Consider the following 13,603-nt stretch of genomic DNA (forward strand, 5'->3'; position numbering starts at 1 on the left):
TGGCACCGCCAGCCAAACGGCCAGCTCGCAGCGACCCGACTCGCTGGGCCATCGACTCGCAGGCACCCTGGCCGGGCACTGGGGGTTGCTATCGCCCTGAGATCCGGTACACATCCGCCACGTCTGGTGGTTTTTCGTCGCCCACCGACAGTCACACGCGACACGGTTCGACCCCCGTCAATCCCAGGAATGCGGGCCGCTCACGGCCGCACACGGCCGTATTGCAACTCAGACGACTCGCGTCAAACCCATACGCCAACGAATAGTTCCGCACATACTCACCGAGCAATCTCGTGTACACACCCGTGCTTGCTAGCGGTTCAGGGTAACAGCACGAATAGTATTGGATTATGATATGGTTCGTCGAGACTTGCTTCTGGCACGCCGTACAGCGCCGTTCAGCGCCGCTCGCTCACGCCAGTTCATCGGGCGTCGCCCCACCGTGCTCCTCAGGCTCCGGGTTCACATACAATCGCTTGTCACAGCCGTTCTTCCGGAGGAATCCGCGTCTGTACCTGTCACGGGTGAAGAATTGAGTGGGTACCGCCGCGTCAGATCACGAGTCGCCGCCGGGGCCAGCCGAGTCCAGCAACGTGTCGCGTGCGTACTCGAAGGTGTGAACGGCGGTCAACCCGGGAGTCTCGATGCTGTAGCGTTGTGGCGCATAGGACTCGGAGTACGTCGTCTCGACACGCGGCTCGCCGTCGGCGGGATCGTGCAACGCTTCGAGGACCGCATGCCCATCTGCCCGCGTCTTGACGATCCACCAGGCGGCCTCGGGGTCACAGGCGGCCATCAGATCGAAATCCGAGGGGATGGCGTCCGCACGGTCGTTGTTGATGCGCTCGGCTTCCAGCGTCGCGACGAACTCGCCGTCGTCGTCGACGACCGCGGCATCGAGTCGGCCACCCTCGACCTCGGGATAGCGCAGACACTCGACGCCGGGCTGGTCCGGACCGATGAACTCCTGTTCGAGGAGCCGGGCGCCGACCTCGACCATCGCGACGTGTAAACTGGATTCCGAAAGGTCGCCCGCGCCGTCGCCGTGGGCGATGCCTTCGCGGTGCCCGACCCCGATTTCATCGCGACCCGCTGGCGTGACCGTGTACAGCTTGTGCGGGCGGTTGCAGTCCACGGTGAGCAGGCCGTCGTCGACGAGTTCGTCGACCGCATCGCTGGGAACGCCGACGGACGCCTGGAGGTCGGTCATCGAGTCCCAGACGATGTCGTACTCGATGGCCGGATCGAACCGCTGTTGGTGCGCCATATACACCGCGGCGAGAAACCGCAGCTGTGCAGCGCTGTAATCGCTCGCGGCGAGTTCACCACTCGTGAGCTGGAGGTCGAGCGAACAGACCGGGATGTCCTCGCGGTCGACAGCCGCGAGCGAGTGATGGCACTCGATGGCACGGCGCATTCCCTCCGGGGTAGCTGCATATCGCGCGTCACACTCCGGACAGACAAGCGGGAACGGCGGCTCGTCGAGATACGTGAGGCAGTCGGGGAAGCGGTTCGCGTTCGGGATGGTTACTGTGGCCTCGGCGAGCGTCGGGGCGGTCTCGGGGTCGGCGTCGGCGTCGGCGGGGTCGGGCGCCTCGGTCGCCCCGCGCCCGATATCGACGCCGTATGCGTCTCGGGTGCGGTGTTTGGCGCGCGTGAACGCGGCGTCGAACAGCACCTGGTGTGTCTGGTCGAGCGGCTCGTCACCCTCCGGATGGCCAGGTGGGAGCGCTGGGGACGCGAGTTGGAAGGGGCGTGGTTTGCGGTCGGCGAAGGGCGCGGCTGGGCGGATGAGCCACTCGCCGCGGTCGAGCGCGCGGAGGCGGGCGGCCATCGCGTCGGCGTCGATGTCGCCGGTGGCGAGTCGCTTGGCGAGGCCGTGGTCGACGCCGACGCTGCCCGTGATGGTGGTGCCGACGTCGTTGAGCAACTCCTGATACGCCCGAGGGTGTGATTCGCGAATCTGTTCGGGAAACTGCATCGCGAGCGTGATGGCGACGCCGAACGCCCGCCCTTGCGAGAGCAGGGTATCGAGGATGCCCGTGGCGGCGATGTCGGCGGCCTCTTCGAGATAGCAGTTGACGAGTGGCGGGTCGGACGTCGTCTCGGCGCGGCGTTCGAGCGCGCGCCACAGCTGTCCGATGACGGCGACCGCAAGCATCCGGCGTGCGTCCTCGCCGTAGCCACCCATGTCGAGGACGATGACGCAGTCCTCGTCGAGCTGTTCGCGGAGGTCGAACGCGTCGGCATCGACGGTGTCGGCGGTGGCGGTGAACAGCGGTGCGAGGCGGCTGTCGTCGGTTGCCATGGCGAGTCGGCGCTCGACAGCGCCCATGATCGTGGCGAACTGGTCGGGGTTGTCGTTGGCGACGCCCACCAGCTTCGTGTGGAGCGTGCCGTCGGAGACCGGCGGCGGGTTTCCGGTCTCGCGGAACCGTTGGGCCGCCCGCTGGACATCGTGATGGCTGACGGTGTCTGCACCGTGGACGGGGTCGAACTGTGCCTTGACGAGGTATTTGAGTGCCTGAAGCGCGGCCTGTGCGTCCCCGAAGGCTTCCCAGCCCGACGCAGCGTTCAGGGTTGCGACGTACGTCTCCGTGACCATGTTCACGGCACGCTCTCGGTCGATGCCGGCGTCGAGCAGCGGCTCGATCGAGAGCAGCGGCAGCACCGGGAGGAACTCCCGGCAGTCGAAGTAGTAGACGTCATCGAGGTTGTCGCCGCGTGCATAGTGGAGTCTCGCGTAGTCTTCGGGCCCGCCGTCGCCTTTCTGGTCGAGGTAGATGGTAGCGCCGTCGGTGGCGTCGTGGTTGTGCAGCTGCATGTTCTGGGCGAGCGCCGTCTTGCCTGCGCCCGTCGTGCCGTAGATGCCGGTGTGGAGATTCTGGACCGCGGGCGGCAGCGCGAACATCGCGTCGAGCGGCGTGCGGTCGACGGTCAGGGGGTGGCCGACCGCGAGCCCCGGGGTGTCGAGATAGCGGTCGAGGATCGACCGCGGCGGGAGTGGGAGCCCCTGGCGGTCCGTGGGCGTGGGTTCGAGTGCGCGGGTGGCTTCCGGCGAGAGTGAGGGGCCGTCCGTACAGCAGAACGCGCCCACTGCGTGCCGGTCGGCGACGATCGCTGGGCTCGCGTTCTGGGTGAAGGGGATGGTGTGGCGGAGTGGCGACGGATCCGTGTGTGGCGTTCGGGTGATGATGCGCTCGAGGATGTCGTTCGAGGCGGCGGCTCCGAAGGCGTGGGTCGTGGCATCGATCCGGTAGTGGTCCTTATTGAGCCGGTGGAACGCCCCGTCGATGGCCCGGAGCGTCCGTTCGGGGCGATGGCTGTCCGTGCCGAACGCGACAGCCCGGGCGTTAACGGTGAACGACTGCCGGGCGTCGACCGTCTCGAGTGCCTCCATGCGCCGGGCGTTCGACGGGGGAATCGAGGGGTCGTCGATGCGTCGGGGCGTGTCGCGACCAGCCGTCGACGTACGGTCGGTACGACGGTGCTGGTTCTGTCGGCGGTGCGACGTCGTGGTCGTCTGTTCGGACTCGTCGTGATCGATGAACAAGCCCTCGATGAAGGCCTCCGCGAGGCCATGCCGCCACAGGTCCTCATTGATCTCGAGGGCAAGCCTTCGGTCGCGTTTCGTCTCGCTCCAGTCGGGTTTCGGCTGGAGGAGGAACTGGACGAGCGCCGGCGCGTCCGTGGTTGCGAGCCCGTCGAGCACGGTGGTGAGTGGCCAGTCGCCGGGGCGTTCGTCGGCGTCGAACTCTGGGAGCGCGGTGAGTGGGCACTGCCAGTCGTCCGGGCGGGTGCCGACGCCTTCCCACTCGAGGCCGGCGACGTCCCAGTCCGCGAGCGGGGCTGGTGTGTCTGTGTCCAGTGGCAGGTCGAGGGAGGTGCCGTACGCCAGGTCGGTCGTCTCGATGTCGACCGACCGTGGGAGACAGTTGCGGAGCGTGCGTTCGACGGTGTCCAGTGTGTCCGTGTCGACGCCGACGTACCAGTCGAGCTGGCGGTCGCCGTCGTCGCCGCTGTCGCCCGTGGCGACGACGAGAATCTCGTAAGTCGGGATGGTGTCGGCGTCGAGGAAACCACCCGCGTCGATGCGATGGAGGCGCGTAATCGAGCGGGTGACCTGTTCTGGGTGGAGCGGGTCGTCGCTTGGCTGGATGTGGAGATACGTGCGGTCGGTCGTGAGGGGGTCGTCAGTGGACATGGCGTGTGACAGGCAAGCTCTGGACGGGTGAGTTGGGGGCGCACTAGATCGCCGTAATCTGGTCGTGGAGCCCGCCCGTCTCCAGCATCGCGTCGGCGACGTGTTCGGCGAACACGTCGAGGTCGAGACCGGTCGTTCGCGCACCGACGACGAGATGCTGCACCAGCTGTTCGTTCGTGAGCTGCTGGCTCTGCTCGATCGGCATCGCCTTCGGGATGCAGGTGAGATACTCGACCTCCAGGGCGGGACTGTGGTCGACCGTCCACTCCCCTGTGGCGTCGGGTCCAACAGAGACGAGCGTCCGGGCGGCGTCTGAATCCAGCAGGACCTGGAGCCACGCGTGGGTGAGGGCATCCGATTCGAGGAGTCGTTTTGCCTGCGAGACCCGGCGGTTCAGTGGGGTGACATCCGGATACTGGTACGTGTCGGGGATTCGAGCATCGAGCTGTTTCGCGTACGGGAGGAGCCCCTCGACCATCTCGGTGCAGAAGGCGTCGAGGTCGGTCCGGACGTGCGGGACTCTCCAGAGGCCGATGTGGTGGCCACACAGCTGGCGGGCGATCGCGGCGACCTGCGGGAACTCGAGGGCATCGGCGTAGCCGGCGAGATGCGTCGGCTGGTGTTCGAGTCGGAGTTCGGCGGCGTCCCGTGGGCTCGCGTCCTGCAGGGTGCCGTAGCCAACGGTCTGCAGCCAGAACCCAGCGATGTCGGTCGTCTCAAGCAGCTCGACCGCCCGTTGTCGCCCTTGCTCGAACGCCGCATCGTGACCGGCAGTTGCAAGCTGGACGAGTTGGGGGTCGTACGCATCGGTCGTCATTCGATATTTTTCGTCTACTTGTGAGTCTATTTGAACCTTTTTCATACGTGTAATTTGGTGTGTACGTCTCGAACGCCCCCGGACGCTCGCCTGCTCGACTCGCTGCGCGCCTCGTCCCTCGGTGCTTGCGTCGTCTCGCGACACCGAGCGCCCGGCCCCGTTCATTCCCACCCGGTGGGTGTGTGGTCGGGTAGACTGTGGTGACTGGCTGGTGTGGGCGCGATGGCTCGCCCTCGATCCACTACGTCGAAGACCACGAGGATGGAGACCGCTGGGAGTGTCGCTGGGACCAGCACCCGAACACGCACAACACCCGGTTTTGCACTTCCACGAGCCACCGTCTGCCACCGAAATCATCGCCTCGAATTGCCGTCGCTCCATCCACTCGAGGTATACTCGACCGTCCTCACGGCGATCGAGCAACGCATCGAGACACTGTGGTCGTCACAGTGACCTATTCAATCGGCATCGGCGTCACTTGCCGAACTCTCGGTAGTTAACCGTGGCCAGGTCATCCACCTGGTCGAAATGGCTGTCTGCGGTGACAATTGTCCCGCCAGCCTCTCGAACGACGCCGGCGATGAGCGTATCCAACGCACCGATTGGCGTCCCATCGCTGTGGAGTTCGGCGTCAATTCGGGCGGCTTCGGCTGCCCCATCGACGGTGAGCGGAAGCGGTTCCAGCCAGTCTAAGTCCTCGCGAGCGCTATCAACACCGTCTGCGCCCTGCAGTCTCGCCGCGCCGACGAATACTTCGTGGAGTGCGATGGTTGGTGCGAAGTACGGTTGCTGGCTGATTTCCAGATACGCCGCGATTGCGGGCTCCCCCTCAAGGTAGTCGATGAGGGCGTTCGTGTCGAGACAGTTCACAGCGACTCCTGTCGCGCTTCGAACTCGTCATCGAACTCGTCTCGTGCGTCGTCGACAGCGTCCCGGAGCCCCGACTCCTTCCACGAGCCAAAGCCCTTCATCACATCCGTCTCGCCACCGGTGACACGGAGGAGCACGTCGGTGAAGCTCTCGTCGCTCCGCTTCATTGCCCGGAGTCGGTCGTATGCCTCCTCGGTCACGGTAATCGTTTTCGTCCCCATAGTGTACACATACACGTACACGTACTTAGGGCTAGGGGCCTCGAAATACCGATCTATACTACCTATACATAGACGTCGTGCCGGTGTTCGAATGTATACTATTCACGCTTGATCTTCCACAATAGAGCTCGCACAGCTCCTACGTCTACTCACTATAAAAACAATTGAATTACTGTGTCCGCCGTGGCCCGCCGCGCGTGCTCACGGCTCCCTGCTGTGAGCATATTGTTGCATATTAGCGAACCGATATATAACTCATTTCGGCATTTTGCAACAGTTGGCTGACTCTGTCGAGACGGAAACACTCCAACCCAATGTAACCAACACACCAAACAGCTATCTCCCAACAGCCCCAACACTAGTCTATGTCGAGCGGCACCATCGATATCGAGGAGTTCGAAAATGCCGACGCCGACGAATTCGAGGAACGGAATGACACCGAGCGGATCGTGTTGTTCCTCGACGACCACGACGACCGTGCGTGGAAGGCAGCGACGATCGCCGAGCGACTCGGGTTGGACACGGACGCCGTTAGTGCAATCCTGTCGCGATTGAAGGAGCGCGGTCTCGTGCGGCACAAGCGCCCGTACTGGGCAATCACAGACGACGAGGAACGGCTCCAAACTGCCTACCGACTCCATCGCCATCATGAGACGGCAGACGACCAGTACGGTGAGGAGCGTCTTGAGGACCTCCAAACCGACGAGATGGAAGACGTACAGTGACGGCGTTCGAAGAACTGCAACGCGGTGACATCGTGTGGGCGGCCGACCCGCTCTCGGAGAAAGGTCGCCCGATGCTCGTGCTGGGGACTCCTCAATTTCCGAACCACGGCGTGCAACTCATCACGGTCCTGATCTCCACAAAGACCTATCACGAAGAAGCACTCACACTCCGGGACGACGATTACGCGGGTGATCCACTCGGGGAACGAAGTTACGTTCTCCCGTGGTCAATCGTGACTCTCAACAATGCTGCGGACGTCGAGTATCACCTGACCTCGCTCGTCAACGAACGAACCAATGATGTGGCGAGCCAGTTGATCGACTACATCTCCTCTTGAACGGACGTACCTGCTGCCAATTGTGACACCAAGAACACAGAGCCCTCTCCAGCTCGGAAAAAGAACTCCGCTCCCTTCACGGCGTGTTTGCGCAACACTCGAATCGCCCCACTATCTTCAACAGACGAGCGCTCTTCTGGAAGACTATGGACTGCCCTGCATGCGGATCCTCGGTTACGCTCGAAGTCGGGCCGGACCACCCGCTTTCGACATCACTCACCGACGCCCTCCTTGCAGCGGATGAAGACGAGTGTATCGAGGCCTCACGGAATTGTTGGAACTGTGGATGGCACGAGGAGCGCCAGGTTTGCGTTGCCTCGATCGAGACGACCGAGGGAGACGAGACCGCTATCGAACGAGCCGTACTCCTCGACGAGATCACCGACGAACTCGCAGCGATCGAACGTCTGGCCACGCTCGCAGACGCCTTGGCCGAGGTTCGCCGGCAGCGACGACTGGAGCCATCGGCGGTTGATACTGACGCGGATACCCCAGAGTGAGTTCCGATGTCCGATTCCGAGGCTCTCTACGACGTTCGTGAACGAACCGAGAGTGCAGAGCACGCGTCAGTGAACCGCCTCGGGGTCAAGCCCCGAGGCACTCGCGCTCCGCTCGTCTTCCGTGCTCCCACTCGTTGCACTCGCTGGAACTCCGCTGCGCGCCTCGTGCCTGCGGTGCTTGCGGGGTCGGGGGACGTCATCTCCCGGTACCCGGGACGGCCTCGCCCGTTCTAAGTCCGCCAGGATGTTGGCTGTGTCACTGAGCGTCGAGCGTGGTTGAACGGTGGTTCTCTACGGCCCGCCCCGCGCGTCGGACCGCCCGCCGCTTGCTCACGGTTCGCGCTGCTCACCGTTCGCATCGAGCCGCTCCCTACGGTCGCGTCTCGCTTCGCTCGCGACCGACCATTCCGGGCGTGCGGTGGCTCCCTTCGGTCGCCACCGTTCCGGGCTGAAGTGCATGTGCCCTCGACGCCAGCATTAAGCGCGCTTTCGGGCCTCGCAGGCTCGGCCGCGAAACCGGCTTAAAGCTGGCCGCTCGCGCCGGGCGGCCGCTTCCCGCGCGGTGCTGGTTGTGTCCCTTCTTACGGCGCGCTCTCGCTCGCGCCCAGGGGGCGCTCGCGAAGGCGCGAGCGAGAGCGCGCAGTCGTGACTGGTCGGTCGTCGTGTGCTGAAAACCCCCTGTAGGAGCAGGGGGCGTCGGGCGCTGTGGTGAGCGCCTTCGGTTGCGTGAACAACCAATGTCTGTTAGTACCATCTTCGGTGAAGAAGGTTCGGACGAATCGAAAACGAGTGAACGCGTCGACGTGCGGAACGTCGACTGGACGCCGACGTGCCCGGAGTGCGAGGGCCGTGTGGTGTCAGAGGACGTCGAAGCGGTGTGTGCGGACTGCGGGTTGGTCGTGTCGATCGATGCCCTGGAGCGGAAGCCGGGGCTGAAGAGTCATGCCCCTACGAACACCGAGCGGAGTGGTGAGTGGGCGGTCGAGACGACGAATCAGCTCCGGACGGACAAGGGACTGCATACGACGTTCTTCCTGCAGACGGACGGGAAGGGGAAGCCGCTCTCGAGTGAGAAATACGAGCAGATGCGGCGGCTCAGGAAGCGGCACAAGCGGTTCACGATGACGTCGGACCGTGACAAGCGGATGAACGAAGGGTTCCGTGATATCGGGATGCTCGGGGCGAATCTCGAGTTGCCGGAGTACGTGACGACGCAGGCGTCGCGGTACCTCGAAGCGGCGAAGCGTGAGCGGCTGCCGGGCGGTCGGATGGCCTGGGAGTCGCTGGCGGCCGGTGCAGTGCTGTTAGCGGGGCGTGCAACCGGTGTGGAGCGGACGCCGGCCCAGATAGCCCGGTACGCAAAGACGAGCCGAGAGCGGGTGTGTGCGGCCGCACGGAAGATTCGGGTGCAGACGGACGTGGACGCGCCGGTGGTTCGTGAGCGCGCTGTGGAGACGGTCGTGAAGGAACTAGACGAGGCGGGCGTAGATCTCGAGACCGGGCTGGAGTTAGCGCGGATCGCGGAGCGCCTGATGGATGTGGCGGACGCCGAACCGGTTGGGCCAGGCACGCCGCGGTTGACCGTGGCGGGCGCGGCCGTGTACGTGGCCGACCGACGGACCGAGGGGAAAGCGGTGACGCAAGCTGAGGTCGTCGAGGCGGTGGAACAGACGCTTCCGTCGTCGAAGTCGAAGGTGAAGACCTACGCGCAGGAGCTGTACGAGGTGAGCGAGGGCCGGATTCAGTCGACGAGCGTCGTGGCCGGGCAGGTGTCGGCCGACTAAGGGGGCGAACCCCTTCGTTTCGTGTCCACAAGCCCCGCGCCCCACCGCCCCACCCTCCGCTCCGTGCTCGCTTGCTCACGGTTCACTGTTCGCGGGTCGCGACGCTCCCCGCTCGCTACCGTGGCTTCCCTTCGGTCAGCCACGCGCCGTTCACCGCTCGCTGCCGAGGCGCTCGCGGGGCTCGCTGCCGAGGCGCTCGCTGCGCGCGCAGCCACGACCTCGATGCGGGACATTCGAGGCGAAAGCCTCGCCATCGCCGGAACGAGCGACTTCTACGGACTCTCAGACTCCTGGCCGCTGTGTTCTGATTCGGAGACGGACCAACGGTCTCCACCTCTCTCCGATGACGTGTCTTGCTCCTTGGTAGGGTAGTTCACCAAAACACGTGGCCTGATCGAGGGACAGATGGAAGAACGAATAATTTTCCCAGGAAAATATTTGTCTCTCTGATGCGTAGCCTCCCCTATGACCGAGACGTGGGATGACATCAACGAGCAGGTCAAAGCCGACTGGAAAGCCGACACCACGCCGTTCGAGCGGGTGTACGAAATCATCGAACAGACTCACGAGGGACAGTCGGCAGCCCAGATTGCCGAGCGGGCCCTTGTGAGCGAGCCGACGGCCCGTCGGCACTGCAAGTCGCTCGTGAACACCGGGTTCGCCGAGACGGACCAAGCCGGCCAAACAACGCTGTACAAGCGCAACAGCGACCGGGTGCTGATGTCCCGGATCCGCGAGCTTCGTGAGGATGCGGATCGAACGGAATTGCTTGACGGAATCAAGGAGATGAAAGCCGAGATCCGGCGCTACGAGGACCGCTACGACGTGGTGTCACCGGAAGAACTCGCCCAGCAACTCGACGCCGATGAGACGGAGGGCTGGGACGACCTCACCGCGTGGCGAACGACGCGGCAGAATCTCGCCGTCGCTCAGGCTGCCCTCGCGTACGACGAAGCCAGCCACCAACTCGCTGTATGAGCAACGCCGACCGAGCCGGCGAGTTCGGGCCGATCTATCTCCCAGCGCTCCGACGGATTCGTGACTGCTGGCTCGAACTCGAACCACTCGTCGACACAACCTCGTACGATGATGTCGTCGCGCCAACGGAACTACAGATCAGTCTTAGCGATGGGCTCGGCGACGCCGAGAGCGCTCGGCTCGATATCCAGTGGAGCGAGCTGGGAATGTATTCGTTTCAGTACGTCGATAGCGATGACGTGAACTGGCGGTTCGATCGCCATCCGCATACACACTCCCCCGAGATTCACTTTCATCCCCCGCCCGACGCCGCCACGACGGCGGCCGAGTCGTCCTGTATCGATGTGACCGAGGTCACACTCGTGACTCGTGCAGTCCACGCGATGTGGCGAGCAGCGTACGAGGACGACGACCTCGACCAGCTGAATCGCGCATCCAACCCGCCGTAACTGACACCTGCCTACTGTGGGCTCTCTGAGCGACCGTCGAACAGTGCGGTAAACCGTGTCAACAGTGCAAGCACGATGGCGATTCCGAGTGTCGGATACTCGACGCTGACGACCATCCACTTCAACGATTCTGCTGTGTTCATGAGACCGATCAGGATGGTCGCGTAGTCGTCGGGATTTGTATAGATCAGGATGACCCAGAGGTTCTCCAGCGAATCAAGCAGGCGAGAGACGACCGTCAAGCCCATCCCAATCTTCGGTATCAGGACGAGCCTGTCGTGGGCTGCCAGCGTCTTCAGAGAAAGCGAATGGAGTGAGAAAAACAAGAAGAACCCTGCGACGATGAAGATGTAATCGAGGACCGAGAGAAGCATGACAGAGCCTATGACTGGTTCGAAGGCCTGCAGTATCGTGTCCACTTCCGCCCGGCTCGTCGCCCCCTGCAACTCTGCAGTGGAGTAGCCGGACGTCTCGATCCGGCGAGTCACCGGGACGAATCCCAGCGCAATCACGCCGACAAAGGTACAAAACGAGACAACGGCGACGACACCGTGGGTTCTAGCTGAGAGAGCAGCCGCATACCGTTCGAACGGGCGAAATAGTGCACCCAGCCATTGCATGCCAGAATCTGACTGCACTCACGTTCCGTTACTCGATATACTCATCGCTCAACAATTCCCGGTTTTACGGTAATGGTGAGTTGACAGGCAAGACAGCGATGGCCGACTCGATTGGTGGATCGACAGCTGCGCGGTGGAATGACGATGGGGTGCTGGGTTCTTGTTGTGTGTCTTACTGGTCTGCGGGTGGGATGCCGCTGTGTGATAGAGGTACCACGCTGGTAGTCTGAATACTACGAGAGGTCCCAATCGGCAAGTGAGCCGCTGCGAGCGATTCGGTCGATCTCGGTGTTGAGGTCTTGCGGAGAAATGCCCTCCTGAACGGCATATTTCAGATATTGTGTGAGTAATCGTGACAGCAGTTGCCGTGAGTATTCCTGAATCGTGGCTGGGTGTTGACTCGCTAGAGGGTCATGGTTTGCTGCCTCGATGATCTCTGCGACAGTCTGGTTTTCATGGACGATGTCTCCTCGGATACCATACAGCTGCTGCATGAAGCGATAGACCTCGTCTTTTGACCACGAGCGCCGTTTGTACTCGACGCCTTCAAGCAGAATACCCGACCGCAGTCCGATGCGGAAGCTGTATGAGGAGCCCCTCACGTCGTTCAGCAGAAGATTCTCAATCGCAATTATACAATCCAATACCGCGTCCTCGACTGAGTCTCGCTCATACATGTCGTTATACCGTTCGAGCGGCCGGTGGAACTCGCCGGAGTTGGAAGCGATTCGGTTTGCATACTCTGCCCAGAATGTCTCGAGAGATGCAATTCGCGACGCGTCGAGTGTCGCGACATCTCCATCTCTATCTCGACGGTCGACGCGAACCTGGTTTACAACATCAACGGCAAGATCCCGATACCTGAGCGGTCCTGGAGCCGTGACGTAACCGCCTTCGAACTCAGGGTTCGAGAATGGGTACAGTAGGCGAAGGCAGCATTCGAGCGTGTCGATGACGTCGTCGACGAAGCTCTGAACGACATTGTGTGAGACGCGGTCATTCGGTCGGAGATGAACACTAGCGAGGGTGCGTTCATCGCCGAGTGGATGGTCAATATTAGCTCGGAACTCTCGATAAGTCCCTCGTCGCGACAGCTCAATACGAAGGAGGTAATCTGGTGTGTACTTTTGGCCGAGACTGGGCCTCGGTTCCGGCCCTGCATCCTTGGCGAATGTGGCCATCCCGTTTTGCTCCAGAGTGTTTGGCTTGCCGATTTCGATCCCTGTGACAGTGTATGGTCCCTCAAATTCGATGTCAAACTGCGTATCGGCGTCGAGCGTGACCTGCTCGTTGTCTACGAAGCTGATTCCCCACATCGGAACCAGAATCGTATATCTGGGGCGATCTGAGAGCCGAGGCTCGAAATTCTCCTCGTACGCGGTGGCAAATGCCTCCTCGGAGAACGTTACGTCGCCTGCATAGTCCATCACAAGGCCAGCGAAGTCAATACAGGCCTCGACCAAGCGGGGGTGGAGATCATGGTGGGTGTGCCGGCCATTGCCCTCCTCATCGATGGTCATCGTGGGTTCGATATCAACCTCGAGTGCGTCGGCAATCTGCCCGGCTACATCTTCGAATGGCGTCGGTTCAACCGCTATGTCGTCCTCCAGGAGCAGCGAAGGCCGGGGATATCCCTCCTCTGTCAGCACCGTGAAAAACCCACTCTCAGCGGCGAGGTATGTCCCGGACGGAATCTCGGCAACTTGCTCTGAGAGTTGTTCGATGTACGATCTGGTCGCTTCTCGCATCGCGTCGCGGACCTCTGCTCCGAGGTCGGTCATTATCTGTCCTAATGTGGAGTGCCCGGGTATATGCACCGGTCGTGCAGGCTTCAACTAGCCATTCGAGTGGCTATGGCCTCCTGGCCTCGTTCTGGCAGCGTCCAACAAAGAGTGGAGTTAACCCAACCTCTTGAAAAGTTACTGAATTAACATTTTGTGCCTCCGATTCGGGATTACCGCTCGAGTAAGTTGCTGTTGAATTGAGACGAGTTCGTCGATTTCTATACTACCGTTTCCACTGCAATAAACATCGACAAATTATCAGCTAACTTGAAAGAATTTAGTGGTTTCTTCGCAAACGAACAGACGGAATGAC

The 13,603-nt window shown here is 62.3% G+C and carries 12 protein-coding genes; 6 read left to right on the forward strand and 6 right to left on the reverse strand.

Going from position 1 to position 13,603, the window contains the following annotated elements; translation table 11 throughout:
- Positions 1-556: 556 nt before the first annotated feature.
- The 4 genes from NL126_RS08510 to NL126_RS08525 all read right to left on the reverse strand — a co-directional run bounded on the left by NL126_RS08510 (position 557) and on the right by NL126_RS08525 (position 6,112).
- Positions 557-4,204 carry a type IV secretory system conjugative DNA transfer family protein gene (locus NL126_RS08510; protein ID WP_255198499.1) on the reverse strand — a complete coding sequence of 1,216 codons (3,648 nt, stop codon included), beginning with the start codon at positions 4,202-4,204 and terminating at the stop codon, positions 557-559.
- A 43-nt stretch (positions 4,205-4,247) separates the two neighbouring features.
- Entirely contained in the window at positions 4,248-5,021 is a 774-nt protein-coding gene (locus NL126_RS08515) for a hypothetical protein (RefSeq protein WP_255198500.1), read from the reverse strand.
- A 474-nt stretch (positions 5,022-5,495) separates the two neighbouring features.
- A complete protein-coding gene (locus NL126_RS08520; protein WP_255198501.1) occupies positions 5,496-5,891 on the reverse strand; it encodes a type II toxin-antitoxin system VapC family toxin in 396 nt (131 codons plus the stop codon).
- Complete coding sequence (locus tag NL126_RS08525) at positions 5,888-6,112, reverse strand: antitoxin VapB family protein (protein WP_255198502.1); 225 nt, start codon at positions 6,110-6,112, stop codon at positions 5,888-5,890. The genes NL126_RS08520 and NL126_RS08525 overlap by 4 nt, the downstream gene beginning before the upstream one ends.
- Positions 6,113-6,477: 365 nt before the next feature.
- On the opposite strand from NL126_RS08525, the gene NL126_RS08530 reads away from it, so the two are divergent.
- From NL126_RS08530 to NL126_RS08555, 6 genes are all read left to right on the forward strand, one after another.
- A complete protein-coding gene (locus NL126_RS08530; protein WP_255198503.1) occupies positions 6,478-6,837 on the forward strand; it encodes a MarR family transcriptional regulator in 360 nt (119 codons plus the stop codon).
- The gene (locus tag NL126_RS08535) at positions 6,834-7,175 is read left to right on the forward strand and encodes a type II toxin-antitoxin system PemK/MazF family toxin (RefSeq protein WP_255198504.1); all 342 of its coding nucleotides are present in this window, start codon (positions 6,834-6,836) and stop codon (positions 7,173-7,175) included. The genes NL126_RS08530 and NL126_RS08535 overlap by 4 nt, the downstream gene beginning before the upstream one ends.
- Before the next feature lie 146 nt (positions 7,176-7,321).
- The gene (locus NL126_RS08540) at positions 7,322-7,675 is read left to right on the forward strand and encodes a DUF8105 family protein (RefSeq protein ID WP_255198505.1); all 354 of its coding nucleotides are present in this window, start codon (positions 7,322-7,324) and stop codon (positions 7,673-7,675) included.
- Between the two features lie 737 nt (positions 7,676-8,412).
- A complete protein-coding gene (locus NL126_RS08545; protein WP_255198506.1) occupies positions 8,413-9,459 on the forward strand; it encodes a transcription initiation factor IIB in 1,047 nt (348 codons plus the stop codon).
- Between the two features lie 465 nt (positions 9,460-9,924).
- Entirely contained in the window at positions 9,925-10,437 is a 513-nt protein-coding gene (locus NL126_RS08550; protein ID WP_255198507.1) for a winged helix-turn-helix domain-containing protein, read from the forward strand.
- Positions 10,434-10,886: a toxin-antitoxin system TumE family protein gene (locus NL126_RS08555; RefSeq protein ID WP_255198508.1), complete on the forward strand. Its 453-nt coding sequence runs from the start codon at positions 10,434-10,436 to the stop codon at positions 10,884-10,886. The genes NL126_RS08550 and NL126_RS08555 overlap by 4 nt, the downstream gene beginning before the upstream one ends.
- Positions 10,887-10,897: 11 nt before the next feature.
- Here the strand turns inward: NL126_RS08555 and NL126_RS08560 are convergent, their stop codons facing one another.
- A complete protein-coding gene (locus NL126_RS08560) occupies positions 10,898-11,506 on the reverse strand; it encodes a hypothetical protein (RefSeq protein WP_255198509.1) in 609 nt (202 codons plus the stop codon).
- A gap of 233 nt (positions 11,507-11,739) precedes the next feature.
- A complete protein-coding gene (locus tag NL126_RS08565; RefSeq protein ID WP_255198510.1) occupies positions 11,740-13,287 on the reverse strand; it encodes a HEPN domain-containing protein in 1,548 nt (515 codons plus the stop codon).
- Positions 13,288-13,603 lie beyond the last annotated feature (316 nt).

Origin of the sequence: Halorarius litoreus (assembly GCF_024362405.1) — an archaeon.
Taxonomy (GTDB): domain Archaea; phylum Halobacteriota; class Halobacteria; order Halobacteriales; family Haloarculaceae; genus Halorarius; species Halorarius litoreus.